The organism is Mediterraneibacter sp. ICN-202921 (assembly GCF_037890075.1).
Classification (GTDB): Bacteria; Bacillota; Clostridia; order Lachnospirales; family Lachnospiraceae; genus Mediterraneibacter; species Mediterraneibacter massiliensis.
On the sequence record NZ_JBBKBE010000007.1, the window covers coordinates 39,322 to 65,106 of the forward strand.

General features: G+C 42.8%; 24 protein-coding genes. 15 read left to right on the plus strand and 9 right to left on the minus strand.

The features are described 5' to 3' along the window. Nucleotide 1: 1 nt before the first annotated feature. A complete protein-coding gene (locus WKT01_RS07720) occupies nucleotides 2-1,333 on the plus strand; it encodes a glycoside hydrolase family 28 protein (RefSeq protein ID WP_270395026.1) in 1,332 nt (443 codons plus the stop codon). Nucleotides 1,334-1,382: 49 nt separating this feature from the next. After that, nucleotides 1,383-2,084: a hypothetical protein gene (locus WKT01_RS07725; RefSeq protein WP_340311903.1), complete on the plus strand. Its 702-nt coding sequence runs from the start codon at nucleotides 1,383-1,385 to the stop codon at nucleotides 2,082-2,084. A gap of 97 nt (nucleotides 2,085-2,181) precedes the next feature. Here the strand turns inward: WKT01_RS07725 and WKT01_RS07730 are convergent, their stop codons facing one another. The 7 genes from WKT01_RS07730 to WKT01_RS07760 all read right to left on the minus strand — a co-directional run bounded on the left by WKT01_RS07730 (nucleotide 2,182) and on the right by WKT01_RS07760 (nucleotide 10,067). Continuing rightward, entirely contained in the window at nucleotides 2,182-3,084 is a 903-nt protein-coding gene (locus tag WKT01_RS07730; RefSeq protein ID WP_340311904.1) for an Rpn family recombination-promoting nuclease/putative transposase, read from the minus strand. 870 nt (nucleotides 3,085-3,954) lie between these two features. Next, nucleotides 3,955-4,764 carry a Cof-type HAD-IIB family hydrolase gene (locus WKT01_RS07735; RefSeq protein ID WP_340311905.1) on the minus strand — a complete coding sequence of 270 codons (810 nt, stop codon included), beginning with the start codon at nucleotides 4,762-4,764 and terminating at the stop codon, nucleotides 3,955-3,957. A 5-nt stretch (nucleotides 4,765-4,769) separates the two neighbouring features. Then, nucleotides 4,770-6,155, minus strand: coding sequence for a UDP-N-acetylmuramoyl-tripeptide--D-alanyl-D-alanine ligase (locus tag WKT01_RS07740; protein ID WP_340311906.1), 1,386 nt, complete (start codon nucleotides 6,153-6,155; stop codon nucleotides 4,770-4,772). A gap of 51 nt (nucleotides 6,156-6,206) precedes the next feature. Further along, nucleotides 6,207-6,557 (minus strand): DUF3784 domain-containing protein, encoded by a 351-nt coding sequence (locus WKT01_RS07745; RefSeq protein ID WP_340311907.1) that lies wholly within the window; start codon nucleotides 6,555-6,557, stop codon nucleotides 6,207-6,209. A gap of 52 nt (nucleotides 6,558-6,609) precedes the next feature. Continuing rightward, nucleotides 6,610-7,674 (minus strand): D-alanine--D-alanine ligase family protein, encoded by a 1,065-nt coding sequence (locus tag WKT01_RS07750; protein WP_340311908.1) that lies wholly within the window; start codon nucleotides 7,672-7,674, stop codon nucleotides 6,610-6,612. A gap of 53 nt (nucleotides 7,675-7,727) precedes the next feature. After that, entirely contained in the window at nucleotides 7,728-9,176 is a 1,449-nt protein-coding gene (locus WKT01_RS07755) for a nicotinate phosphoribosyltransferase (protein ID WP_340311909.1), read from the minus strand. 156 nt (nucleotides 9,177-9,332) lie between these two features. Continuing rightward, nucleotides 9,333-10,067 (minus strand): lysophospholipid acyltransferase family protein, encoded by a 735-nt coding sequence (locus WKT01_RS07760; protein WP_059066451.1) that lies wholly within the window; start codon nucleotides 10,065-10,067, stop codon nucleotides 9,333-9,335. Between the two features lie 202 nt (nucleotides 10,068-10,269). Here WKT01_RS07760 and WKT01_RS07765 point away from each other — a divergent pair, with 202 nt between their 5' ends. From WKT01_RS07765 to WKT01_RS07825, 13 genes are all read left to right on the plus strand, one after another. Continuing rightward, nucleotides 10,270-11,172 (plus strand): NAD(P)/FAD-dependent oxidoreductase, encoded by a 903-nt coding sequence (locus WKT01_RS07765; protein WP_059066859.1) that lies wholly within the window; start codon nucleotides 10,270-10,272, stop codon nucleotides 11,170-11,172. A 90-nt stretch (nucleotides 11,173-11,262) separates the two neighbouring features. Next, entirely contained in the window at nucleotides 11,263-11,676 is a 414-nt protein-coding gene (locus WKT01_RS07770) for a protease complex subunit PrcB family protein (RefSeq protein WP_059066452.1), read from the plus strand. 10 nt (nucleotides 11,677-11,686) lie between these two features. Next, complete coding sequence (locus WKT01_RS07775) at nucleotides 11,687-13,246, plus strand: DUF3794 and LysM peptidoglycan-binding domain-containing protein (protein WP_059066453.1); 1,560 nt, start codon at nucleotides 11,687-11,689, stop codon at nucleotides 13,244-13,246. 77 nt (nucleotides 13,247-13,323) lie between these two features. Continuing rightward, nucleotides 13,324-14,217 carry a 4-(cytidine 5'-diphospho)-2-C-methyl-D-erythritol kinase gene (gene ispE, locus WKT01_RS07780; protein WP_059066454.1) on the plus strand — a complete coding sequence of 298 codons (894 nt, stop codon included), beginning with the start codon at nucleotides 13,324-13,326 and terminating at the stop codon, nucleotides 14,215-14,217. Continuing rightward, the gene (locus WKT01_RS07785; protein WP_059066455.1) at nucleotides 14,201-14,872 is read left to right on the plus strand and encodes a GntR family transcriptional regulator; all 672 of its coding nucleotides are present in this window, start codon (nucleotides 14,201-14,203) and stop codon (nucleotides 14,870-14,872) included. Before ispE ends, WKT01_RS07785 begins: the two co-directional genes overlap by 17 nt. Nucleotides 14,873-14,943: 71 nt before the next feature. Next, nucleotides 14,944-15,585 carry a stage II sporulation protein R gene (spoIIR, locus tag WKT01_RS07790; RefSeq protein ID WP_059066456.1) on the plus strand — a complete coding sequence of 214 codons (642 nt, stop codon included), beginning with the start codon at nucleotides 14,944-14,946 and terminating at the stop codon, nucleotides 15,583-15,585. After that, complete coding sequence (locus WKT01_RS07795) at nucleotides 15,582-16,760, plus strand: cation diffusion facilitator family transporter (RefSeq protein ID WP_117974506.1); 1,179 nt, start codon at nucleotides 15,582-15,584, stop codon at nucleotides 16,758-16,760. The genes spoIIR and WKT01_RS07795 overlap by 4 nt, the downstream gene beginning before the upstream one ends. Nucleotides 16,761-16,804: 44 nt before the next feature. Then, nucleotides 16,805-17,524, plus strand: coding sequence for an acyl-[acyl-carrier-protein] thioesterase (locus WKT01_RS07800; RefSeq protein WP_059066458.1), 720 nt, complete (start codon nucleotides 16,805-16,807; stop codon nucleotides 17,522-17,524). After that, on the plus strand, nucleotides 17,525-18,343 hold the full coding sequence (locus WKT01_RS07805) for a CvfB family protein (protein WP_059066459.1): 819 nt from the start codon (nucleotides 17,525-17,527) through the stop codon (nucleotides 18,341-18,343). A gap of 177 nt (nucleotides 18,344-18,520) precedes the next feature. After that, the gene (locus WKT01_RS07810; protein ID WP_059066460.1) at nucleotides 18,521-19,885 is read left to right on the plus strand and encodes a hypothetical protein; all 1,365 of its coding nucleotides are present in this window, start codon (nucleotides 18,521-18,523) and stop codon (nucleotides 19,883-19,885) included. A 99-nt stretch (nucleotides 19,886-19,984) separates the two neighbouring features. After that, nucleotides 19,985-21,901: a sigma 54-interacting transcriptional regulator gene (locus WKT01_RS07815; RefSeq protein WP_270395019.1), complete on the plus strand. Its 1,917-nt coding sequence runs from the start codon at nucleotides 19,985-19,987 to the stop codon at nucleotides 21,899-21,901. 32 nt (nucleotides 21,902-21,933) lie between these two features. After that, nucleotides 21,934-23,211 carry a 3-oxo-tetronate kinase gene (otnK, locus tag WKT01_RS07820; RefSeq protein ID WP_059066461.1) on the plus strand — a complete coding sequence of 426 codons (1,278 nt, stop codon included), beginning with the start codon at nucleotides 21,934-21,936 and terminating at the stop codon, nucleotides 23,209-23,211. Beyond that, nucleotides 23,204-23,788 carry a class II aldolase/adducin family protein gene (locus WKT01_RS07825; RefSeq protein WP_059066462.1) on the plus strand — a complete coding sequence of 195 codons (585 nt, stop codon included), beginning with the start codon at nucleotides 23,204-23,206 and terminating at the stop codon, nucleotides 23,786-23,788. The genes otnK and WKT01_RS07825 overlap by 8 nt, the downstream gene beginning before the upstream one ends. 100 nt (nucleotides 23,789-23,888) lie before the next feature. Here WKT01_RS07825 and WKT01_RS07830 read toward each other — a convergent pair whose 3' ends face one another. After that, nucleotides 23,889-24,845, minus strand: a complete 957-nt coding sequence (locus WKT01_RS07830) for a D-2-hydroxyacid dehydrogenase (protein WP_340311917.1) — start codon at nucleotides 24,843-24,845, stop codon at nucleotides 23,889-23,891. An 87-nt stretch (nucleotides 24,846-24,932) separates the two neighbouring features. After that, nucleotides 24,933-25,775, minus strand: a complete 843-nt coding sequence (locus WKT01_RS07835) for a class I fructose-bisphosphate aldolase (protein ID WP_059066464.1) — start codon at nucleotides 25,773-25,775, stop codon at nucleotides 24,933-24,935. Nucleotides 25,776-25,785 lie beyond the last annotated feature (10 nt).

The following is a 25,785-nucleotide window of genomic DNA, read 5'->3' on the forward strand; positions in this document are numbered from 1 at the left end:
TATGGATTATATCATTACAGAATTTGGCGCTGTGGCTGACGGCGTTACGAACAATCAAAAGGCAATTCAGGATGCAATAGATAAATGTACAGTGGCAGGCGGCGGAAGAGTTGTCGTGCCCAGCGGACATTTTTTGAGCGGTACGATTGTTCTGAAAAGCAATGTAACACTGCATCTGGAAGAAGGAAGTGTTTTGATCAGCAGCCTGAACAAAGAGGATATCATTGATTTTGCGAGGAATGTAGATGATCCGAATGAAGATATCGGGTGGGAAGGCGGATGTTTCTTGTGTGCCTTCCATGAGAAAAATATCAGTATTACAGGTGCAGGAATCATTTACGGACAAGGGGATAAGGTATTTTATGACGATAACGCGGATGAAGGTCTCCATGAGTGCCCTAAGAATGTGAGGATAGAAGAACGTCCGCGGACCACATTTTTTGAAGATATTGAGAATCTGACTGTACGGGGCGTGACTTTTCAGGACGCGGCATTTTGGACCTTGCATATGGCAGGCTGCCGTCATGTTATTGTAGATGGGATCCGCATTTTAAATGATGTCAGAGGCGCAAATAACGACGGGATTGATCCGGATACATGCCAGGATGTGGTGATCACGAACTGTATCGTGAAAGCAGGAGATGACGCGATCGTTGTGAAAAATTCTGCGCCGATGGCGAAAAAATATGGAGCTTGTGAGAATGTTACGATCAGTAACTGCGTGCTGTATTCTCATGATTCAGCACTAAAAGTAGGAACGGAGACATGTGAGGCTATCCGGCATGTCATGTTGAGTGACTGCGTGTTCAGAGACTGCTCAAGAGGCGTGGGCATCTGGGTGCGCGACGGCGCAGTGATCGAAGATATTCATGTGCACCATGTGTCAGGAAATACAAAACGCTATGCGGATTGTCCGAAGAGAGCGTTCGCTCCGCGTTGGTGGGGAAAAGGCGAACCTGTATTTATCAGCGCTACGCCGAGAAGAAAAGGTGAACATCCGGGATATATCCGGAATATTTCTTTTGATCATATCTATATGACAGTAGAAGCGGCTTTATTTATCGCAGGGGAACCGGAATGTGAGATAGAAAATGTGACGATCGAAAACATGGATCTGACAATGAGAAGCCAGGGGACACAGAAAGCTGATCTGTTTGATGAACAGCCATCTGTCAGAAATGTATATCCTCATGATATACCGGCAGTTTATGCGCGCAGTGTGAAAGATTTGTCCGTCAGCGGAAAGGTAAGAAGAGAGGGCTGCTATAAAGAATATCCGCTTACAGAGCTTGTGCAGTGCAAAGACGCACAAGTATGCGTGAAAGAATACTAGGATAAAAGAGGCACGTCAGAAAAGAAAGCAGAGAAAAGGGAGGCGCACAATGAAACAGGTCATCCGTGCACAGTACCGAGCAGCGTTAAAAACAGATATTGCAGAGAAAGAATTGCAGAAAGCAGTTCTTTCCTGCCGTTTAAAAATGGAGAAAGAAGTACAGAAAGAGAAACTGCTCACAGGCGGTATGTTCCGGTATAAGAATATGTTGTTTTTATATATGGAATGTATCGTAGATACAGAGACAGATGCAGCGAAAGAAGTATGCGAAGGGCAAAAATATATAGAGCAGCTTCCGGAATTGTGGTTTACTGAGATGGCGCCATTTCTTCATACATGGCCGGAAATAACAGGTGAAAAGAAATGGGCGTATATGTATCCGGTATTCTGGTTTGATACACCGAAAGATCTGGAGACATGGAAACGAAAAGAAAAACCGGATAAGTGTTGCGGAAGAATTGCGGTGTTGTATCCTGATAAATTATTTTCCTATGTCTGCCATCATCAGGCGATCGTAAACGAAGGACTGCTTGTGGGAGACCGCTATCAGATGATCTCCCTGCATGAAAATATTTTATTTTCCTATTTTGAGACGCCAAGGGACAGAGAACAGGTCAATATCAAGCATACAGCAGAACCGCCACAGGAAATCAAAAAATGGGAAGAGGCAGATCCGGAAAGTCATTTCTATCATTTTCCAGAAGCAAAAGGAGAAAATTTCCTGGTTATTGAAACAATGATTTCTGTTTAAGAAAATCGACTTCACGCTGCTGTGTATTTCCGATGAGAGGTAAAAAACACTTTTGTTTGGAATTTTGTAGCAGTGTGAAGTCGTTTTTTCTGAAATTTTATTTCCTCAGGAATTCCCGGACAGTTTCTATATCCGTTTCCAGCATTTCCGCTATATCCTCAGCGGAATATCCCTTTTGAACTTTCTTTTCTATCTGTTCCTGTAATTTTTTCAGTGCTCCCTGTGCCAGCCCCTCTTTTAATCCGGAAGCGCGGCCTTCTTTCAATCCGGAAGCACGGCCTTCTAAGATTCCGGCTGCATGCCCTTCCTCACGCGCCTTATTCTGTTCCATGATCTTTTCTTCCCAAGCCTGCATATATCTCACTCCGATCTTTTCACTGGATTTGATCGCCCGGATGCGTCTTTGGATGTTATGGATCCGCTCACTGGCACAGGTCCTGCTCACTTCTTCTGTGGTGTGCTCCATATACTTGAGGAGTTCTACCAGTTCTTCTGACACCCCTTCGGTATTCGTTCCATGGGTATTGAGGAAGATACGGACAGCGTCGTCTTTTAACGAAAGCTCCGGTACTTCCTCACACTGCATACGGAAGGTATAGCGGTACAGTCCGTATCCGAACAGGTCAAAGGGACAGATCAGGATGATATACACGGGATTTAACTTCTGAAAGCCCACCTCCCCCGGAGCCAACAGATTCGAGTCGATCAGCGCCTGATAGAAGCGGCTCCGTTTCGGAAGGTTTCCCGTGTTCTCTTTCTGGACTTCTGTATTATATACCGTGTCCTCTTCATCCATGGCCCATACATCCAGCCGCACATAACGGTTTAAAGGATGGGAGCGCTGTTCCTTCTCCGTCTGGGGCAGCAGTTTTAATACAACCTCTCTCCCTAAGATGATCTCCAGTATATCCCGCATGGTATCCGGGTCGTCCGCCGCCTGCGCGAATAAAAAACGATCCAGCAGGTTCAAATCCTTCAATGGCTTTTGTTTTAGTTTCATCTGTACTTTTCTCCTTTCATTATAGGGAAAAGCCTGCCGGTTTACAACACTTTTCCCTAAATAGCCTGTGACGTAAAATTTCTCCGGCACAAATATGTGATTTTGTTTCTTTGGGTAAATGTTTGCGAATATCCCGGATAAAGATCCGGATATATTGATGATCCGGCAACCGGATAAAACAGAATGATCTGTATAGAGCAGATCATCAGACGGTGCTTTTGGAAAAACACAAAACTTTTTTTTCTAGATGCGCATCTAAAAGAGACTCTTACCTTAACACAACAGAGTATAGACTACAACAAAAATAAATATAAATTTAACTGACAAAAGAAATATGAAGTCAAATGGCAAAAGGGCGCATGAAATGTGTATTTTGCATCGCTCGTCAGGGCTTTGCCGAAATTCCTCGCTCACGCAAAACATACATTTCATGCATGCACTTTCGCCGCTTAAGTTCATGTTTCTGTTTAAAAAAATTGACTTCACGCTGCTGCGCATTTCCGCCAGAAGGCAAAAAACACTTCTGTTTGGAAGTCTGTAGCAACGTGAGGTCGTCTTTTTTTCTGAAATTTAATTGAGGAATCTGCCTTCTGATAGTAGAGTGAAACTTCTGATTGGAAGAGACAGCGAAGAAACACTATGTCAGATAAGCAGGGCATTGACAGGAGCGTTCCGAATACAGTTCGCCTGGTTCTTAGCGCAGTACATCTGCGTGTTCCAATGGACACGTCGATGTTCTGTGCTTAGAACCACTCGAACGGATGAGGTAAAGCGGGTCCTGTCCTGTGTTCTGACATAGTGTTTCTTTGCGTACCTTCTATATAAATTTTACCTTTTCTCTATAAGGCAGTTCGTCAATTAAATTTCTATTTACTGCATAAATGTCTGAATGACATGGAGTATCCCGTCTTCATCATTGGATCGGGTGATAAAATCTGCGCTGTCTTTTACGATAGACTGCGCATTTTCCATAGCGACGCCCAATCCGGCATATTCAATCATGGAAACATCATTATAACCGTCGCCGCAGCAGACCATCTGTTCCGCTGTCAGTCCGATACTGTTTAGTAATTTCTGTAGGGAATATGCCTTGTCAATATGCTGCGGCATGATTTCCAGGAAAAATGGTTCGGAGCGATAAATATTTAAGAAGCTGTGATATTGCGCTTTTAATTGGGACATACATGTTTCCAAAACAGCAGGTTCGCCGGGGATCAAGAGCTTATTTACAGGAAAAGACAAGGCAGAGGGAAAGTCGTCCGCCACACGTACCTCCATTTTATTAATGAAGGCTTCCGTTTGTGTATATTCGTTTGGGGCGATACCGGAAATAATGGTATCTGCATCATAGGAAACGATATCCAGTCCGGGAAAATTTCGAATAAACCGGTAAATAGGCTCAATGACTCCGGGAGGGAGTATTTTGTTATAGATGGTCTTTCCTGTGGAGCATTGGGTGATACGTGCCCCATTGAAGGAAAGGATATAACTTCCGTATTTTTGTAATTCTAATTTTTCGGCAAGCGGCAGGACCCCATTGATGGGGCGGCCGCTTGCAAGAACGACTTTTTTGCCGTTTTCCTGTATATGAAGAAGCGCCTGACGGGTAGGTTCAGTAAGTTCTTTTTTGGAGTTAGTCAGGGTACCGTCAAGATCCAGGACGAGCATCTGATAATCCATTCTTTTTACCTCATTTCTCTTAAATGTTCAACAATTTCAGGAAATTCCATTCCATGGGAGGCTTTGACGAGGACCGTATCATTTTTCTTAATGATCGTATTGGCCTTTTCCAGAAATTCTGCTTTTGTTTTAAAGTAGTAAACAGTTGTTTTCGCGTTTTCAGAGTGAGTAAAATTTTCTGCTCCTTTTGCCATATATGCAGAATGTTCGCCTATACAAATGAGGACGTGGATACCGTTTTGTACGGCGTAAACGCCTACCTCCGTATGCATTTCGTTGATCGCAGGACCTAACTCAAACATGTCCCCCAAAATAGCAACGGTACGAGTGACTGCCTTGGCAAGTACGGAAAGAGAAGATTTCATGGAGGCAGGATTCGCATTATAACAGTCGTCGATGATCGAGAGGAATTCTGTCTGGATCAGATGGTTTCTTCCGGCAAGGGGCGTTAAACTTTCAATCCCCTTTATCATTTCCTCCTCTTTCATTCCAAGCGCCTGTCCTACAGCGATTCCTGCGAGCGCATTGTATACCATATGTTCTCCGGGGATGCGGATATGGGCGTGAAAGGATATGCCTGGGGTGGAAAATCTTGCGGATGTACCGTGTAATCCCTGGTCGTCTATATGATCCGCATGATAAGGCAGTGCGGCATCAAGACCAAAATATACCGGAGAAATCCCATTCGCAGGGACAAAGCTTTTCAGTTTATCATCATCTCCATTGACTATAATGGCACCGGAAGGATCCATATATTCTAACATTTCTGTTTTAGCTTTCAGTATACCGTCACGGGATTTTAGATTTTCCAGATGAGCGCAGCCGATATTGGTAAAGACACAGATATCCGGACGCGCAACTTTTGCAAGGCGGCGCATTTCGCCAAAATCGCTGATCCCCATTTCGAGCACAGCAATCTCATGTTCTTCTTTCAAACGAAAAACAGTAAGAGGAAGACCAATCTCATTATTAAAATTGCCTTCGGTTTTCAGTACATTGAACTTCTGAGACAAGATGGAAGCAATCATTTCTTTTGTGCTTGTTTTGCCCACACTGCCGGAGATGCCTATCACTTTGATATCCAGGGAGCGGCGGTAATGTTCGGCTATATCTTTTAGGGCCTGCAGGCTGGAGGAGACAAGAATATAGGGAAAATCTGCGTGTTCCAATTTGTGTTCTGATACTGCGCACAGAGCGCCTGCTTCCATCACCTGCGGGATGAAAGCATGTCCGTCTGCATGTGCTCCTCTTACTGCGATAAACAGGCTGTCCTGTTCGACTTTTCGGCTGTCGATCACGACACTTTTGACTTCTTTCAGAGCGGTCTTGGGGCTGCCGAAATAGGTACCGCCGCAGGCGGCGGCAATTTCTTTTAAAGACATATGTTTCATAAGGTTAAGTCCCTTCTGTGTTCATTTCTTTTAATGGTTCTGCACAAAGTATTAAAAAAGTTTGTATTTATCAAAGGCGTTGTTACGATCTAAGTGGACATCTTTCAAAAACCAGATGATCCAAAGCAAAAATATAGGAATGGCAATCCATTGCCGGATAAGTGTAAGTAAGGCTCCTGCGAATAAAAGCAAGGCAAGCTGGAAGTAGAGATTACGAATATCACGACATATGTGTGCACGGTCATACTGCTGCTGTTCTTCTTCTGTAAACGTATTAAAACCGGAAACAAAACGCGCCATATTTGCTTTGCCAAAAGCAAATATGGATCCCAGGATACACATGACAAGTCCGAGAAGAAGACAGGTGATCGTAGCAATATGTGTTTCTATAAAGTGTTCCATTGTAAGCCTCCTTTTCAGATAGAAAGTATAATGGAAAGTATAGATGTGTGTATCAGTTAGAAGGTATATAACGTGCTTCTAAAGACTTCTGTATGATCAGTTCACATAAATCTCCATACTCAATGCCGGCTGCTCTTGCCTCTTTGGGCAGAAGGCTTGCGGCAGTCATTCCGGGGAGTGTGTTTATTTCAAGACAATACAGTGCTCCTGCTTCATCTAAGAGAAAATCTGCTCGGCTGTATACATTTAATTTAAGCGCGTGATAAGCTTTTACAGTCAGCTCCATCATTTTCTTTTCGATCTCAGGGCTGATATCGGCCGGACAGACCTCCTTAGAAGCGCCGTCCTGATATTTGTTGGCATAATCGAAAAATCCTGTTTTGGGAATGATCTCAATAGGCGGCAAGGCTTTGCCGTCGATGATGCCGCAGGCAAATTCGCGGCCTTTGATATAAGATTCTATAACGACTTCCTCTTCATAGCAAAAGGAATTTTGAAGCGCTTCTTCATATTCTTTTTCCGTATGTACGATGTATACCCCGATACTGGAACCGCCGGAACAAGGTTTTACAACGACTGGAAGAGAGAGCCCGAATCGTGCGAGCGACTTGTCTTTATCCTTTTTGTGCAGGCATCCTCCGCCGGGGGTATCTACTCCTGCCTGCAGGAATATTTGTTTTGTTAGACCTTTATCCATAGCGACGGCGCAGCCTAGAGAATCAGGACCAGTGTAACGAATTCCAAGAAGATCAAAAGTTGCCTGGAGCTTACCGTTTTCACCTTCTCCGCCATGCAGCCCCAGGAAGGTAATGTCTGCCATGCGGCACAGTTCAATGACATTAGGACCCATAAAACATGCAGATTTGTCGGTACGGGAGGCTTTGACAGCCGCTATATCAGGTTCTGTAGTGCGGATGCCTCCTGCAATCTCCAATCCGTGTCCGGGCAGAGTAAAGACATCCTCCAGATTGTCAGGTGGAGTTTCTAGTCCCAGAAATACATCGAGCAGATAAGCGTCATGTCCCTTTTCTAATAATGTTTTACAGATTCCGGCGCTGGACATAAGAGAAACATCACGTTCCGTGCTTAAGCCTCCTGCCAGTACAATGATTTTCATAATAATGGTTTCCTTTCTTTATACAGAGTGTTGATCGATCCAGATTTACCAGTCTAGACACTTAAAGAGTCTAACAGTTTAGTTTTCGTATCGTAGAGCCTTTGAGACAGATCTACATATACCTTGTGCGGATAAAATAATCGTTTTGTTTCATCCCACAGAGTATCTTTTTCCTGACGGCAGTAGTCTGCGATCTCCATAACAGAAGGAGACGTATAGACACATTCGCCGTGTATGAATACAGGTTTTAGAATTTCACGCATTGTATAGCTGCCTCCGGGCAGACGTGTTTTCTTCCATGTTGCATTTGGATCAAATAAAAGAAGTTCTTCGGAGGTATCATATGTTTCTTCGGCAAAGCATATCAGATCGGCGCGGATTTTCCCGGTTTCTTTATCATAGATGCGGTATATGGTCTTATTGCCGGGATTCGTGATTTTCTCTGTATTCTCTGAAATTTTGATTTTAGGCACAAATTCCCCATTTTCATTTTGAATAGCAGCGAGCTTATAAACACCGCCGAAAGACGGGCAGTCTTTGGAGGTGATCAGATTTGTACCTACGCCCCAGGAAGTGATAGCGGCTTCCTGCATTTTCAGATCATGGATCAGTAATTCGTCCAAGTCGTTGGAAGCGGCAATCACAGCGTCAGGAAAACCTGCCTCATCCAGCATTTTACGCGCTTTTTTAGAAAGATATGCCAGATCTCCGCTGTCAAGACGGATCCCGTAGCTTTTGGGCTTTATGCCGGCCTCTTTCATTTCTTTAAATACCCGGATCGCATTGGGAACGCCGGATTTCAAAGTATCATAGGTGTCCACCAGAAGTGTACAGGAATTGGGGTACAGTCTTGCATATTCTTTAAAAGCTGTGTATTCATCTTTAAAACTCATGATCCAGCTATGGGCATGAGTTCCCATTACAGGTACGTCGAACATTTTGCCGGCAAGGACATTGGATGTGCCGACACAGCCGCCGATCATAGCGGCGCGCGCACCGTAAAGTCCGGCGTCCGGTCCCTGTGCCCTTCTCAGACCAAATTCCATGATACCGTCACCTTGTGCGGCAAAGACAACACGGGCTGTTTTGGTAGCGATCAAACACTGATGATTGATGATATTTAGGATAGCGGTTTCGACAAGCTGCGCTTCCATAATAGGCGCAATGACCTTGAGAATGGGTTCTTTTGGAAAGATGACCGTTCCTTCGGGAACTGCATAGATATTACCACTGAAATGAAAACCACTTAGATAATGCAGAAACTCTTCGCTGAAGATTCCCAGTTTTCTTAAATAGTCTACGTCTTCATAGGAAAAATTCAGATTTTTGATATATTCGATGACCTGCTCCAGGCCGGCCATGATGGAGTAGCCGCTTTTGTTTGGATTCTCACGGAAAAATACATCAAAGACAACCGTTTCATTTTCCTGTGTCTCAAAATACCCCTGCATCATGGTCAGTTCATACAGGTCTGTCAGTAATGTCAGATTATGCGCACTCATAATTTTCTCCTTTTTTATAAAAACCAGCTGTCTTGCGGCAGACAGCCATAGAGTAATCGGGGAGCCGCACTTACTGCGGCTTTGCCCTTGACGCATATTATAGCATATATATAAAGTAAAAAACAGGTATCAATCAAAAAATTGATACCCGTTCTTTTACACCAGTTCCGCATTTTTCTCTATCGTTTCCCGGATCACATTCTGCACATAACTGCCGATATGCTTTTTAGTCTCTTTATCGAGATCATCCGGATAAATAGGCTTGCCGTATTCGAGCACAACATGGACTTTTCTGATCTTGGGAAATTGATTCTCAAAAATTGCCGCTGTATTGTTCATGGAGATCGGTATGATCGCGCACCCTGTCTTGGTAGCAATCTTAAAGGCGCCCTCTTTGAAGGGGAGCAGACTTAATTCTTCGCCTTTGTTTCTTGTACCCTCCGGGAATATACAGATAGAAATCCCTTTTTTGATATAGTCGATTGCAGTCAAGATTGTTTTTAGCCCTTCTTTTGGATTTTCTCTGTCCAGAAAGAGACAATATAAAAAGCGCATCCAGGTAGACAAAAGCGGGATGTGCTCCATCTCTTTTTTGGCCACATAGCCGGTGAGACGCTTGCAGCGACTGTATGTAAGCAGAATATCAAAGAAACTTCTGTGGTTGCCGATAAAAAGTACAGGTTCATCCGGGATATTTTCTTCTCCGATGATCGTTGTCTGAACGGAGGTCATTTTTAGGATCATTTTAAATCCCCACTGCACGATACGCAGGGAGCTGTAGTCTCTCTTTTTACGGCTGCACTTTCCGATGATCCACTCTGCCAGAAATACAGGGATCGATAAGATGAGATAGAGTACGAGAAAAATCACAATACAGATAAAACGAAACATTTCATACATCCTCTTTTCTTTAAAAATGTCACATTTAAAACAATAGTAACGTAAATATAGATGCTTTTCAAGCATAATTATATATTATTATAAAATAAATTTATATAATTTTACATTATGATAAGGAGGCGTATAATAAAAAACAGATATAGGAAACATATGGAAGAACAAGAGGAAAATGAAAAAGGAAAGGATGAGGATGATGGTCTACGATATACTTATAATCGGAGCAGGACCGGCAGGCATCAGCGCAGGCATTTATGCGGTGAGCAGAGGAAAAAGAACAGTATTGCTGGAAAAGGAAGCAGTGGGAGGTGTGATCGGAAAAGTATCTACAGTCACACATTACTCTGCTTTGCTTCCAAATGAGACGGGATCTTCTTTTGCAGAGCGTATGAAAGAGCAGGCTTTGCATGCAGGAGTGGAAATCCGGTATGAAAATGTAACAAGGGCAGAACTAAACGGAACCATAAAGAAAATTTATACAGAAAAGGGACGTTACGAGGCTAAAAAGGTAATTCTTGCAAACGGCACTACTCCGAGAAAGCTCCATATCCTTGGAGAAACAGAATTGGCAGGCAGAGGGATTGGTATGAACGCTGCGAAATGCGGAAAAAACTATACCGGCAAGAATATATATGTTGTAGGAGGTGCGGACGGCGCTGTAAAAGAAGCACTATATCTGGCGCAGTTTGCAAAGAAATTGACGATTCTCCATTTTGAGGAACGCCTGGGCTGTATTCCGGAATTTTTAAATAAAATAAAAGAGACGCCGAATATATGTGTGCGTACGGGCTTTAGACTGCAGGCTGTATATGGTAAGGAACATGTGGAAAAACTAGAGATCAGAGGAGAACGGGATGGGCATGTGGAAACGATAGAAGACGATGGATGCGGAATCTTTGTCTATGCGGGCGCCGTGCCCAACACCGGACTATACGGAGATATTACCCTTGCAGACGGCTATATTGTGACGGATGAAAAAATGGGTACAAATCTGCCGGGCGTATATGCGGCAGGGGATATCCGAGCAAAACAAGTGCGCCAGGCAGCCACAGCAGTTGCAGACGGGGCAATCGCAGCGATCAATGCTGCGGCAGAATAGATATAAAGAAGAAAAATCTTTTGACAGCAGGGTATAATCCTGCTGTTTTTTTAATATGATAATAGAGAAAATATGCCGCGGAGAATGGAGATGGGAAAGAAAACATGTAAGTATATATGGCTTTTCTTCCTGGCGGTGCTTTTTCTGACGGGGTGTGTATCCCGGATACAGAAAACAGAAAAATTACAGGATCTTTCATTTACAGTATTGGATAAGGAGGCGGTGCCGGAGGAGTTAAAAGAGATGATCGAAGAAAATAAATCAAAGCCATTTAAACTTACCTATGCGGATCAGGGATACTTGTATATCGCACAAGGATATGGAGCACAGAAAAAAACGGGATACAGTGTAGAGGTCCTGGCGCTTTATGAGACGGAGAATGCTGTTTATATACATACCAACCTGCTTGGACCGGAGAAAGGAGAACAGACAAAAGAAGCAGCCACATTTCCTTATGTGGTCGTACAGCTTAAATATATAGAAAAGAATGTGATGTTTGATTAAGGAGGCAAGTATGGAACTGATAAAAAAGCAGATACATTATAATCAGGAAGGAAAGCATACGTTTGACCAGTTTGTGCTGGATGAAGATTATAATGTGCCGGACGCAAAAGAGGATGTGCGGCAGATCATTCAAAATATAGGAACGATCAAGGTGGAAGACATTCGGATGGTGGAAAATTATATCCGAGTCACAGGGAAGTTTTATTTCCAGATCTTATATTTGACAGATGCAATGGAAGCAAGACCGGGGGTGTTGGAAGGCAAACTCCCTTTCGAGGAAATGGTATATGCGGAGAATGAGGAGGGAGCAAACTATTATATCGAAAATATCCGGGATGAGTTCACAGTATCTGTGGTAAATTCCAGAAAAATCGGATTGCATGTAATGATTGAGATGGAGATAGGAAAAGAGAAGTTAGAAGACGAGGAGACAACTGTTGATGCAGAGAGTACAGTGCCGATCTATAAAAAAATGAAATCGGTAAATCTTCTAAAACTCAATACGACTAAAAAAGATACATACAGAATAAAAGAAGAGATCACACTGCCCGGTACAAAAGAGAGCATAGGCGTACTGCTCGTATCCAGTATAAGCAGCAGAAAGTTAGAGATCAGACCGGAGATGGATGCTCTCCTGATAAAAGGAGAACTGCTTGTATTCTGCCTGTATCTGTCAGAGGATGAAAAGACAGACTGGATAGAACAAAGTGTTCCTTTTGAAGGGCGTCTTGCCTGCGACGGAGTAGAAGAAGGCATGTATTATCACGTGCAGCATACGTTGGAAGATACGCTGGTAGATGTCCGTATGGATGAAGATGGAGAAATGCGGATCTTAGGGATTGAGGGTACCATCAATCTTCGGCTCAATATCTATGAGGAAGAGGAAATGGAATTGCTTGCTGATATGTACGCACTAGAGAAAAAATGTGAGTTTGAGACGAGGGAAGTAGTATACGAGGAACTCCTGATGCAGAATCATTCTAAATGTAAGATCGGGGAACGTCTTGAACTTCCGGAATTGAAAGATAATGTGCTGCAGATATGCCATAGCGAAGGAAATATTCAGACAGAGCATATAGAAAAAACAGATGAGGGGTTACGGATAGAGGGGATTTTACATCTGTCGTTTTTATATCTGCGTGCGGACGACAATATACCGTTTGGCAGCTGGCAGGGAATGATCCCGTTTTCTTACCTTATGGAATGTCCGGGGATCCCAGAGGATGTGAGATATAATTTATCCTATCATGTAGAACAGTTGTTGGTAACATTAGCAGGAAGTGAAGCTGTAGAAGTAAAGGCTGTTCTTGCATTTGATGTCTTCCTTAGAAAACCGATTCCTATGCAGGTCATCACAGAGGCACATCTGATAGAGACAGATGCCGAAGCGATGGAAAACCGTCCGGGGATCGTGGGCTATATCGTCAAAGCAGGAGATGAACTGTGGGATCTGGCAAAAACATATATGACGACGGTGGAAGGGATCAAAGAGGTCAACGCATTAGAATCAGATACGATAAAAGCAGGAGATAAGCTGTTGATTTTTAAAGAAAATATGAGTATACTATAAGTATTATGTATACAAGATACAAAGAAAAACAAACGATAACAGACAGGATCTGAAAAGTACAAGACGGAGGAAGCTAGATGAGACAGATAGAGTTAAAAGCGCTTGCCAAGATCAATCTTGGGCTGGATGTACTTGGAAAAAGGGAAAACGGTTATCATGACGTGCGCATGATCATGCAGTCGATTTATCTGTATGATGATGTGAAGATAGAAAAAACAGAAGAAAGCGGTATATTTCTGGAGACGAATCTGCATTTTCTTCCGACGGACAGCAGTAATATCGCTTATAAGGCGGCACAAATGTTGTTGGAGGAGTTCGATATCAGTCAGGGCGTGAAGATCGGACTGAATAAGCATATACCTGTGGCAGCAGGGCTGGCAGGCGGCAGTTCTAACGCGGCGGCAGTACTGTTTGGAATGAACCGCCTGTTTGCGTTGCATTTGACACAGGAAGAGCTGATGGAAAGAGGCGTAAAATTAGGAGCAGATGTTCCCTACTGCATTATGCGTGGGACGGTACTGGCCGAGGGGATCGGTGAACAGCTGCATAAACTTCCGGCTATGCCCAAATGTACAGTGTTGATCGCAAAACCGCCGGTCAGCGTGTCTACAAAAATGGTATATGAGGCATTGGATGCGAAAGAGATTCTTGTACATCCTGATATTGATGGTTTGATACAGGGACTGGAACAGGGCTCGCTTCGCCGGGTCGCTTCCTGCATGGGGAATGTGCTGGAAGACGTGACTATACCGATGTATCCGGTGATCGATAAAATAAAAGAAGAGATGCAGGCATGTGGAGCGCTCAATGCTATGATGAGTGGCAGTGGTCCTACTGTGTTCGGATTGTTTGAGAATCGGGCAGATGCAAGAAAAGCACAGGCAAGGATCAGGGAAAAAGCACTGGCAAAGCAGGTGTTTGTGACGAATATACACGGAGTAAGGGGGAAGCAGGATGGAACCGAAATTTGAAGTAACAATGAATGAGTATCTTCCTTTAAGAGACGTTGTGTTTAATACATTGAGACAGGCTATCTTGCGCGGAGAGTTAAAACCTGGAGAGAGACTAATGGAGATCCAATTGGCAAATAAGCTGGGCGTAAGCCGCACGCCCATTCGGGAAGCAATCCGAAAATTGGAACTGGAAGGACTTGTTTTGATGATCCCGCGAAAGGGAGCGGAAGTCGCGGAAATCACAGAAAAAAATCTGCGAGATGTACTAGAGGTGCGCTGCGCACTTGAAGAATTGGCCGTACAGCTCGCCTGTGACAGAATTGATAAGCAGGGAATACACAAGTTGCAGCAGGCGGCAAAAAACTTTGCGTCTGTGCTGGACAGTGAAGACATTACAAAAATAGCAGAGGCGGATGTTGCGTTTCATGATATTATCTATATGGCGACAGAGAATCAGAGACTCATCCAGCTCTTGAATAATTTGCGGGAGCAGATGTACCGATACAGAATCGAGTATTTGAAAAAGAAAGAGTATTATCCGCGGCTTTTAGCAGAACATCAGGATATCATCCAGGCAATCGCAAACAGAGAACATGAGCGGGCAACGAAGATCACAAGCCAGCATATTGACAATCAGGTAGAGACAGTGGCAGACACGCTGCGTCACAAGTAAGAGATATTTTTGTATAAATACAGCAGATATGTCCATACTCTTTATATCAGTTAGATGGAAGGAGAATACATATGGACAGAACGTATATAGAGAAACATGCAAATCAGTTGATTTTTTTTCTGGCTATCTTAATTGCTACGATCGTGACTGCGGCGGCTATAGGCAGAACGCGGACGGCGGAAGCGGCAAAGAGACAGGAACATCTTGCAGAGGAGGTCTTGAGATTCCATGTTCTGGCAAACAGTGACAGTCAAAGAGACCAGGAACTTAAATTGAAAGTGCGGGATGCAGTGCTTAAATGGATGGAAGGCGAGCTTCCCAAGGCGCTTGACGTAGATGAGACGGCAGGCTGGCTTAGGAGGCACACGGATGAACTGGAAGAGATCAGTAAAAAGACTCTTTTGGAAAACGGTTCGGACGATACCGTGAGCGCCGCAGTGACGACCTGCTATTTCCCAGATAAGACATATGGGGATGTGACATTTCCGGCGGGCAACTATGAGGCGCTCAGGCTAGAGATTGGAAATGCCAAAGGGCATAACTGGTGGTGTGTTCTGTATCCGGATCTATGCTTTCTAGATACGACGAATGCGGTGCTGCCGGATGAAGGAAAGAAAAAATTAAAAAATGTACTAACGGAGGAGGAATATTCTCAGATCACAGCAGAGACGAAGTTTCGGATCAAATGGTATTTCTGGGGAGACGATAAATGACAGAATTTTTAGTCAGACATTTTGTAAAAGATTATAAAGAAGTAGAGAAGGTGTCCGTGCGGACGGCATATGGAGTGCTCGCCAGCATTGTGGGCATCTTCTGTAATGTGTTTTTGTTTGGAGTGAAGTTTATCATCGGTATTTTGACGGGGAGTGTTTCCGTTACGGCAGATGCCTTTAATAATCTGTCCGATGCGGGATCTTCTGTGATCAGTTTTATCGGAGTGAAGATAGCCAGTAAGCCGGCAGATCAGAGCCATCCATTTGGGCATGGAAGAATGGAATACATAGCGGCCTTGGTAGTGGCTTTTCTGATCCTGCAGGTAGGGTTCACCTTTTTGAAAGATTCCTTTGGGAAGATTCTGCATCCGGCAGAGTTGGAATTTCAGATCGTATCTGTACTGATATTGGTCTTGTCTATCGGTGTGAAATTGTGGCTTGGACTGTTTAACAGGAAACTGGGTGAAAAGATCGATTCAAAGGTGATGAAAGCGGTATTTGCGGATTCTATGGGAGATGTGGTCACAACGAGCGCTACGATCCTTTCCCTTATCGTTTTCGGCTTCACGCAGATCAATATAGATGGTTTTATAGGAGTCGGCGTAGCTCTGGTGGTCATGTGGGCAGGTATTGGGATCGCGAAGGATACGCTGGAACCGCTGATAGGGGAAGCTATTGATCCGGAAGTCTATGGGAAGATCAAAAAGTTTGTGGAGAGTTATGATGGAATAGAAGGTACACATGATCTGATCGTACATAATTACGGACCGGGAAGAAGTATGGCGTCTATCCATGCAGAAGTGCCCAATGATGTGGATATTGAGCAGTCTCATGAGATCATCGACAGGATTGAACGGGACGCCGCGAAAAAGATGGACATTTTCCTTGTGATCCATATGGATCCTGTGGAGATGAAAGACGAGAAAGTGCTTATCCTAAGGAAAAAAACAGAAGAACTGCTAAAAGAGGTGGATCCTGCATGCAGTATCCATGATTTCCGTATGGTACATGGAGAAGAACAGACCAACCTAATCTTTGATATGGTGATCCCGATCGAATACGACGAAGACAGACGCAACCGGATTCCCTTGGAACTAATGGAAAAATTACAGAAGTTAGATCCCCGTTATCAGTGTGTGATCACGGTGGATTATAATTATGTCGCAAAAGAATAAAAGAAAATTTGGAATGCTAAGAGAAAAGAAAGAAGGAAAAACGCATGTATACGTTTGACAGTAGAGTACGCTACAGTGAAATAGACCATCAGGGCACTATGACCCTGCCGGCATTGATCAACTATTTCCAGGACTGCAGTACCTTTCAGTCAGAAAGCCTAGGGCTTGGGATGAAAGCTTTAAGAGAAAAGAAGAAAGCCTGGGTACTGTCATACTGGCAGGTTGTGGTAGAACGTTTCCCAAAACTGGCTGAGAAGATTACGACAGGGACGTTTGCTACGGAGTTTAAAGGATTGTATGGGAACCGTAATTTTTTCATGCAGGATGAAACAGGCAAAAGAATCGCCTGTGCAAATTCTATATGGGTATTCATGGATATAGAGAAGGGACGTCCGGCTCGTCCAGAGGAAGACGACATCCTTCCTTATGGGACAGAGGCACCTCTGGATATGGAGTATGAAGGGAGAAAAATTAAAATACCCCAGGAATGCAAGAGCCTGGAACCATTTCCAGTGAGAAAATATCATATTGATACAAATGAGCATGTAAATAACTGCCAGTATGTGCAGATGGCTCTGGAAGTCATACCGGAGGATACACCCGTACATCAGCTGCGGGTAGATTATAAAAAATCTGCCGTTTATGGCGATATGATCTATCCTAAAGTAGCCTTTGAAGCAGACAGGACAGTAGTAGAATTGTGTACGGCAGACAGCAAACCATATGCAGTTGTAGAACTAAAGGGAAATGAGAGGAGGATATAGATGCGATTAGGAGAAAAACAGATGCTGACCGTGGTGAAAAAAGTAGACTTCGGGGTATATCTGGGAAATGAAGAACAGAGAGTTTTGCTGCCGAAAAAACAGGTTCCGGAAGGGGTGGAACCGGGGGATCCTGTGGAAGTATTTTTATATAAAGATTCTGCAGACAGATGGATCGCGACGACCAACGAACCTAAGATCACGTTGGGGAAATTAGCCGTTCTTGAGGTGGCGGATGTAGGAAGAATGGGGGCATTTTTAGACTGGGGACTGGAAAAAGACTTATTCCTGCCTTTCAAAGAACAGACGGCAAAAGTAAAAAAAGGAGATGCCTGTCTTGTCAGTCTGTATATCGACAAGAGTGAGAGACTGTGCGCCACAATGAAAGTATATCCTCTTCTGCGGACAGATTCTCCTTACAAAAAAGATGATCAAGTGACGGGGATCATTTATGACACAAGTAAAGAATTTGGCGTTTTTGTAGCGGTGGATCATATGTATTCTGCCCTGCTCCCAAGGAAAGAAGTTTTTGGAAATCTGCGGGTCGGACAGGAGATCACGGCGCGGGTGACAGCAGTAAAAGAGGACGGCAAATTGGATCTGAGCATAAGGGCAAAGATTCCCGAGCAGATGGATAAAGATGCGGAGAAAATTCTTGAGGCGATCAATCGGTATGGCGGGGAGCTTCCCTTTACTGATAAGGCAGATCCGGAGAAGATCAAACAGGAATTCGGTATGAGTAAGGCGGCGTTTAAGAGAGCTGTGGGGAGACTCTTGAAGCAGGGGAAAATAGAAATATTGGAAAATAGTATAAGGGGATAGTGAGGAAACGCTGCAAGCGTTGCAACAAATGCGTTATATAATGTGTTTGTGCAACGCTTGCAGCGTTTTATGATAAGGCAGATATAAGCAAAAGGGGATGCGAAAAGTTGGCACACAAATTGCTATATATTTTAATGTAAGAAAAACACATTGTATATATAAAGGAGAGTGGATAGGATGGACTATACGAATTTGTGGGCAGGCTGTGCAAAGAAGAAGTCGATTGTAGGTATTATTGGAGCAACTCGTGGATATGGTTATACGTTGTTGGCGCAAATTCCAAAAGTAGAGTATATGGAACTGCGTGTCATCTGTTCCAGACATTCGGAAGAATGTTTTGATGTCCTCACAGAAATTGGCTATGAGAAAGATAATATGGTACTCTGCCGTAGCAAAGAGGAAATTTTACAGGCGGGAGAAAATAAGATCCTTATAGTGGAGGATTATAAACTCGTTATAGAGTGCGGTATTACAGCTCTTGTTGAATGTACCGGAAACACAGAAATCAGTTCTGCAGCTGCGATGATGGCACTTAAGCGAGGTATTAATGTGTACATGGTCTCAAAAGAGACAGACAGTGTATGTGGTCCTGTATTGAATAAAACGGCAGAAGAAAATCATGCGGTATATGCCTTAGTAAATGGAGATCAGCCGCGGAATTTGTTAGATCTTTATTCTTGGGGCCGAGCGCTTGGTCTGGAGATTATTGCGGCAGGAAAAGCAAGTGAGTACGATTTTGTCTGGGATTATGAGACAGGGGAACTGACGTATACAGACGGAACAGACAATATGAAGATTCTTCCAGAGATGAAGGAGTGCTGGAGATATGGGGGAATAGAGACTTTGCAGAAGAGAAAGGAACTCTTAAAGAGCTATACGGAAGTGATTTCTGCGGATCTCTGTGAGATGAATCTGGTATCTAATGTAACAGGGTTGATTCCATCTTCTGCTTTTTTGAGTTATCCGATCGCTAAGACCAGTGAACTGGCAGATATCTTTATTCCGGAAGAAGATGGTGGAATTTTGAAGAAAACAGGCGTGGTAGATGTCTTTTATAATCTGCGGGGAAAGGATGAGGCAAGTTTTTGCGGTGGAGAATTTATCATTGTAAGATGTGAAAATAAGAAAATGTGGGATTTGTTAAGGAGTAAAGGACATGTCATGAGTAAGAACGGAAAGTATGCGTGCATATATCTGCCCTATCATTATATGGGATTGGAGACGCCGCTGTCTATTCTGCTGGGAGATTTAAGCGGTCTCGGTACACATCCGGAATGCAGGCAGATTTCTGTGATGGCAGGAGTAGCTCAGAAAAATATAGAAAAGGGTACTGTGCTGAAAGTGGCAGGACATCATCACTCTATAGAGGGATTAGAGCCAGAGTTGATCGAGAGAAAGTCTGCGGATGATCTGGCGCCCTTCTATCTTTTGAATGGAGCAACACTGCTTAGAGAGGTGAAAAAGGGGCAGCCTGTTACTCTGAGGGATGTAGAACTGTCAGGAAATGCGTTTGAGATTTACAAGCAGGGATTAAAACTGTAGAATAGAAGGAAGGCAGCAGGGAGCACGCTTTGAGCCGGCAGAGGGGAGAAGGGGATCCCTGCTTTGTTGACGGCAGTATCTGGAGAGGAGGAATTTCTGGTGAATATATTATTGATCGTTCCATACCCGAAATTGGAAAAGACGGTGAAAAAAATTTATGAGGAATCTTTTAAACGGAAGAATCTACAGGTGGATATTCGCGTTTTAAGAGATAGAGAAGTGGAAGAAATAGATGCCGGCGGAAGATATGATCTGTTAATCGGAAGGGGCAATACGGCTGCGATTTTGAAGAAAAAATATCCAGATAAGTCTATTTTAGAAATTCCTATTACCGGGTACGATATCATGCGCAGTATTTTAGCAGCAAAGTCCCGTTTCGAGTCAAAACGGATTGCTATTATTGTTTCTTCTGCATATAATCATGACGAGAATGTATTAAGTATGGTGTTCGGTTCTCGCATTACAGTGCGGAAGGTATCGGATTACAGCAGGACAGCAGACTTAGTTGACGGATTGATACAGGAAGGATACGATACAGTAATAGGAGGCTATTCGGTAGAGTCGGCTGCAAAAGAGAAAAATATCCATGCGCTGACCGTTGAGACAGGAGAAGAGGCTGTTACACAGATTTTAAATGATGCGGTTAATATGACAGAGGTCATACAGACAGAAAGAGAAAAAAAGACGCTTTATGAAACGATCACACAGTCGTCTAAGGAAGGAATCATATATGTAGGAAGGACGGGGCTGATCGAGCTGGTGAATCAAAAGATGCTGCAGCTTGGAGGAAACAGTAAGAGGATGGTAAACGGAGAAAAATTGTCAGAAATTTATCCCTTCTTTAGAGAAGGATGCGAGACAGTGCTACAGAAAGGAACAGCGCTTAACAACGAAATAGCAAGAACAGGCTCCAGTGTCTTTTCGGTAGATTATATGCCTGTGAGCGTGGGAAATAAGGTGATGGGCGTTGTGATCACCTGCCAGAATGTAAAGAAAATCCAGCAGATTGAATCACAGCTTAGAAAAAAATTGTCTGAAAAAGGACTGGTGGCCAATTATACGTTTGCTGATATTATTCGAAAGAGCGAATTGATGGAAAAAACGATTAAAAACGCAGAAAAATATGCACAGGTTTCTTCCAGCATTTTGATTGTTGGTGAGACGGGGACGGGAAAAGAGTTGATGGCGCAGAGTATCCATAACGCCAGCAATAGACATGACGGCCCGTTTGTAGCTGTAAACTGTGCGGCGCTGCCGGAAAATCTTTTGGAAAGTGAATTGTTTGGTTATGTGGACGGAGCGTTTACCGGAAGCAGAAAGGGCGGAAAGATTGGTTTTTTTGAACAGGCGCATACAGGGACATTATTTTTGGATGAAATTTCAGAGCTGCCTTTAAGTTTTCAAGGAAAATTTTTACGTGCCCTGCAGGAAAAACAGATACGTCGTATAGGCGACGACAAAGTGGTAAATGTAAATGTGCGTATTATTGCAGCGACAAACAGGAACCTGGCTCTCATGGTGAAAGAAAAGAAGTTTAGGCAGGATCTGCTGTACAGGTTAGATGTTTTGAAAATATATATTCCTCCCCTCAGAGAAAGAAAAGAAGATATTCTTCCATTATTTTATTCTTTTATACAAAAGTATAATAAAAAATTTGACAAGGAGATCCGCTTTTGTACGAAGGAGGCAAAACATTTGTTGGAGAGTTATGCGTTTGAAGGAAATATTAGAGAATTGAGGAATCTGGCGGAAAGAATCGCCGTAATCTGTGAAGAAGAACAGATTACAGAGTATATGGTAAAGACAGCATTATATCCGGAGGATATATTTGCTGTGCAGGAACATCTCAGTCAGAAGGAAAAAGTAGATCCATATATACAAAAAGAAATGTCAGAACAGGAAAAAATTGCACAGGCATTGCATATCAGCGGCGGAAAGAAGAAAGATGCGGCTGCTTTATTGGGAATGGACAGAACAACGCTTTGGAGAAAAATGAAGTTTTATCATATGGAATAAAGAAGGACTTAAAGTCGGTTTGGAGGAAAGTGATGGATAAAAATCAAAATAGAATATTGCTAGGCTGTGTGGCGGATGATTTTACAGGAGCATCGGATGCGGCGAGCTTTTTGCAGGAGGCAGGAATGTGTACGCTTCTGACAAATGGAATCCCTGCAAAAGCAGAGATCCCTGCGGAAACAGAAGCAATCGTAGTGGCGTTAAAATCTCGTACCCAAAAGACGGCGCAGGCAGTGCAAGATGTGCTTGAAGTCATAAAGTGGTTGGAAAAGAAAGGGGCGGAGCAGTTTTATTTTAAATATTGTTCCACCTTTGATTCGACGAAGGAGGGGAATATAGGTCCTGTTACAGATGCTGTCTTAGAATATCTGAAAGCAGGATATACAATTTTGTGTCCGGCGCTTCCAGTGAACGGACGGACGGTAAAAAAGGGATGTCTCTATGTGCATGGAACACCTTTGCATGAAAGTTCCATGAAGGATCATCCGCTTACTCCTATGTGGGACAGCCGTATTAAATATTTGATGGAAGCCCAGGGAAGATATACTGCTTTCGAGCTTTATAAAGAGTCTATGGAAGATATTTATGCCAAGACATCCGGAGAGAAACATTTCTATGTAATTCCGGATTACGAGACAGAAGAAGACGGCAATACGATTGCGGCGGAATTTGGAGATTTGAAATTTCTTACAGGTGGTTCGGGACTTTTGAAACCTTTAGGAAAATATTTGCTGGATAAAAATAATAGAAAGCAGATGAAACGAGATAAAGAAAAGAAATACGATTTTACAAAAGCAGCGCTTTTTGCAGGCAGTTGTTCCGCGGCGACATTGGAGCAGATTGCTGATTATCAGATAAAAGGCGGAGTGTCTGTTCAGATTTCACCCTTAAAGCTGTTGGAGGGAACGCAGACAAAGGAAGACATTCTTAAGTTTATACGTACACACTCTGACAGAGACGTGCTGGTCTATTCTTCTGATACTGCTGATAAGGTGAGAGAAATACAGAAAGCTGGGAGGGAAAAAATCGCAGAGCTGATAGAAGATACCATAAGCGGTACAGCAAAAGAATTAGTGAGAGAAGGCTACAGCGGCATTATATCCGCAGGAGGAGAGACATCAGGAGCAATTATGAAAAAACTGGGATTTGATACATTTTTGATCGGAGACTCCGTTGCTCCAGGCGTGCCGGTCATGATGCCGCTCGATTGCCAAGAACTGAAACTTGTCTTGAAATCAGGTAACTTTGGACAGCCGGACTTTTTTACAAGAGCATTGAGAATACTGAAAGGGAAGGAAGAAAATGACTGAATTAGAGAAGAAGATAGAAGATGCCATATGGGTGGCGAAGGAATTATTTGAAAGGGGAAAAGCGACAGGGTCTTCTGCGAATTTAAGTTTTAAACATGACGGCTGCATTTATATTACAGGAAGCGGCACTTGCTTTGGGCGGCTGACGCCGGAGAGCTTTTCAAAAGTGGATGAAACCGGCGCATGGGAAGGGGAAAAGCCGAGCAAAGAACTGCCTTTGCATAAAATATATTATGAAAAATCAGAAAATATTAAAGCAGTCATCCATACGCATAGCTTTTATAGTGTCATGTATACATTTTTACAGCATAGCCAAACGAAGGATATTGTACCGGATCATACGCCTTACCTGAAAATGAAGGTAGGAACAATTGGGCTTGTGCCATATGCGGCTCCGGGAAGCGAGGAACTGTTTTCCTATTTTAAAAAGGCAGTGCCGTACAGTGATGCATTTCTCTTAGCGCAGCATGGTTCTGTAGTTGGGGGAAAAACAATCATGGATGCATTCTTTGGGATTGAAGAATTAGAAGAGAGTTGTAAAATAGCATGGACTCTGCGAGGAAATAAAATATTATAGGAACAATAAACAGACAGAAAAGGTAAACAGTACCCTAATATAAGATACAGAAAAAGAAATTGTGCTGAACTATTAGGGTACTGTTGAGTATGTTTGATTTTCATACCATGTTAATTGGTTCTCCGTTTAAAAAACTCTGTACATTGTTTATTGCTATATCCATCAAACGTTTTCTGCTTTCTTTTGCAGCCCATGCTATGTGAGGGGTAATAATACAATTCTCTGTTTGTAGAAGGGGATTATTTGCCAGTATTGGCTCTGTGGATACGACATCCACTGCAGCAGCATACACCTTTCCACTTTCGATTGCATGTGACAATGCCTGTTCATCTATAAGTGCACCTCGTGAGGTGTTTAAAAGAATAACTCCCTGTTTCATTTTTTTCAATGTAGATTCTCTTATTAAATTTTCTGTTTCCTTTGTTAATGGACAATGTAATGAGATGACATCTGAACACTTAAAAATAGTATCAAGATCTACATATTCTGCTATATCTTTTCCTTGCAGATTGGGATGTGCATCATGGGCATATACTTTCATACCAAATGCTTTCATTCGTTTCCCCACTGCTTGTCCAATTCTTCCGAAACCAATAATTCCGGCTGTTTTTCCAGCCAGTTCAATGAGTGGATAATCCCAAAAACACCAGTCTTTACATTGTTGCCACTTACCGCTTTTTACTGCTGCATTGTGATGACCGATATGATGACATATTTCAAGCAGCAATCCAATTGTATATTGTGCAACCGCATCCGTTCCATATGTAGGAACATTTGTCACCACAATACCTTTCTGATGGGCAGCTTCTACATCAATAACATTATATCCCGTTGCTAAAACACCTATATATTTTAATTTTTCACTATGCTCTATCACATAGTTTGAGATAGGTGTTTTATTAGTCAATACAATTTCAGCATCTTTCATTCTCTGTATAATTACCTCGTTATCATTTCCTGTCCGATCATATATTTCCAACTCTCCTATACATTCAAGCTCGCTCCATGAAAGATCCCCCGGATTTTCTGTATATCCATCCAAAATAACTATTTTCATAAGCCATATCCTCCAATCACTAATATTAAAAACTAGTAAAAAGTACTTCGAAGCGGATTCAACCATCCGCTTCGAAATATAAAATTTTTAAAATTTATCATAGTCTTTTTTATTTTCAAGGTGTTCTAACAATTCTTTTGCCTCTTTTACACTATATTTTTCATGTATGAGATATCTAAGTACAATGACAAGAGCTGTAACATCTTTATAATCCCAAATAAAGCGACCCATTGTAACACCTCCGACCCCACAATCCATAGCATCTCTTATCATATTAAGATAATCATCTAATGTATGACAAGCATCACCGCCTTGAATAACGACTCTAAACGATGACGGTACACAAGATATTGCCTTTGCCATAGAATCAGGATCACCTGTATAAGTTGTTTTTACAATATCCATGCCTAACTCACAAGCGCTTCTAACACAATATGCGATATTTTCCCAAGCTGTTCTCTCTTGCAATGGTACATTTTCACCTTTTGGATAAACATGTCCGATCAAAGGCATTCCTTTTCGCATACATTCCTCTGATATTTTTCCGATTTCTTCAAATTGTTTTCCCTGAAAATCTCCCATAGTGATCGCGCCAACGGATACTCCATCCGCTCCCATTCTAATGGCCTCATCTACAGTGCCAAATACCACATCTCTGGTTAGATTGGCTGGAGCCGGATTAGATATTTTCATTAATATGGACGCCTCTCCGACATGTTTCCACATACAATGTTCTGCGATTCCTTTTGTCATTGTAAGCGCATCTGGTTTTCCGCGTAATATCTTATCTATTGCGCTCTGAATATCTTGGATTCCTGTCATATTAGCAATCCCTCGTGATATTGCATGATCGACTGTAATAGCCATCATTTTATTACTTTTGGGATTCACCAATCTACTCATACGCACTTCTTTTCCAAGCATTGCCATCTTTTTTCCT

What these genes read in the sequence shown, in the direction of transcription:
- spoIIR (WP_059066456.1), top strand. Translation starts at nt 14,944, where the DNA reads ATGGACAGAACGTATATAGAGAAACATGCAAATCAGTTGATTTTTTTT.
- otnK (WP_059066461.1), top strand. Translation starts at nt 21,934, where the DNA reads ATGGATAAAAATCAAAATAGAATATTGCTAGGCTGTGTGGCGGATGAT.
- WKT01_RS07730 (WP_340311904.1), bottom strand. Translation starts at nt 3,084, where the DNA reads ATGAAACTAAAACAAAAGCCATTGAAGGATTTGAACCTGCTGGATCGT.
- WKT01_RS07760 (WP_059066451.1), bottom strand. Translation starts at nt 10,067, where the DNA reads ATGTTTCGTTTTATCTGTATTGTGATTTTTCTCGTACTCTATCTCATC.
- WKT01_RS07775 (WP_059066453.1), top strand. Translation starts at nt 11,687, where the DNA reads ATGGAACTGATAAAAAAGCAGATACATTATAATCAGGAAGGAAAGCAT.
- WKT01_RS07720 (WP_270395026.1), top strand. Translation starts at nt 2, where the DNA reads ATGGATTATATCATTACAGAATTTGGCGCTGTGGCTGACGGCGTTACG.
- WKT01_RS07745 (WP_340311907.1), bottom strand. Translation starts at nt 6,557, where the DNA reads ATGGAACACTTTATAGAAACACATATTGCTACGATCACCTGTCTTCTT.
- WKT01_RS07770 (WP_059066452.1), top strand. Translation starts at nt 11,263, where the DNA reads ATGGGAAAGAAAACATGTAAGTATATATGGCTTTTCTTCCTGGCGGTG.
- WKT01_RS07835 (WP_059066464.1), bottom strand. Translation starts at nt 25,775, where the DNA reads ATGGCAATGCTTGGAAAAGAAGTGCGTATGAGTAGATTGGTGAATCCC.
- WKT01_RS07805 (WP_059066459.1), top strand. Translation starts at nt 17,525, where the DNA reads ATGCGATTAGGAGAAAAACAGATGCTGACCGTGGTGAAAAAAGTAGAC.
- WKT01_RS07810 (WP_059066460.1), top strand. Translation starts at nt 18,521, where the DNA reads ATGGACTATACGAATTTGTGGGCAGGCTGTGCAAAGAAGAAGTCGATT.
- WKT01_RS07740 (WP_340311906.1), bottom strand. Translation starts at nt 6,155, where the DNA reads ATGAAACATATGTCTTTAAAAGAAATTGCCGCCGCCTGCGGCGGTACC.
- ispE (WP_059066454.1), top strand. Translation starts at nt 13,324, where the DNA reads ATGAGACAGATAGAGTTAAAAGCGCTTGCCAAGATCAATCTTGGGCTG.
- WKT01_RS07735 (WP_340311905.1), bottom strand. Translation starts at nt 4,764, where the DNA reads ATGGATTATCAGATGCTCGTCCTGGATCTTGACGGTACCCTGACTAAC.
- WKT01_RS07750 (WP_340311908.1), bottom strand. Translation starts at nt 7,674, where the DNA reads ATGAAAATCATTGTACTGGCAGGAGGCTTAAGCACGGAACGTGATGTT.
- WKT01_RS07755 (WP_340311909.1), bottom strand. Translation starts at nt 9,176, where the DNA reads ATGAGTGCGCATAATCTGACATTACTGACAGACCTGTATGAACTGACC.
- WKT01_RS07825 (WP_059066462.1), top strand. Translation starts at nt 23,204, where the DNA reads ATGACTGAATTAGAGAAGAAGATAGAAGATGCCATATGGGTGGCGAAG.
- WKT01_RS07725 (WP_340311903.1), top strand. Translation starts at nt 1,383, where the DNA reads ATGAAACAGGTCATCCGTGCACAGTACCGAGCAGCGTTAAAAACAGAT.
- WKT01_RS07830 (WP_340311917.1), bottom strand. Translation starts at nt 24,845, where the DNA reads ATGAAAATAGTTATTTTGGATGGATATACAGAAAATCCGGGGGATCTT.
- WKT01_RS07765 (WP_059066859.1), top strand. Translation starts at nt 10,270, where the DNA reads ATGGTCTACGATATACTTATAATCGGAGCAGGACCGGCAGGCATCAGC.
- WKT01_RS07800 (WP_059066458.1), top strand. Translation starts at nt 16,805, where the DNA reads ATGTATACGTTTGACAGTAGAGTACGCTACAGTGAAATAGACCATCAG.
- WKT01_RS07795 (WP_117974506.1), top strand. Translation starts at nt 15,582, where the DNA reads ATGACAGAATTTTTAGTCAGACATTTTGTAAAAGATTATAAAGAAGTA.
- WKT01_RS07785 (WP_059066455.1), top strand. Translation starts at nt 14,201, where the DNA reads ATGGAACCGAAATTTGAAGTAACAATGAATGAGTATCTTCCTTTAAGA.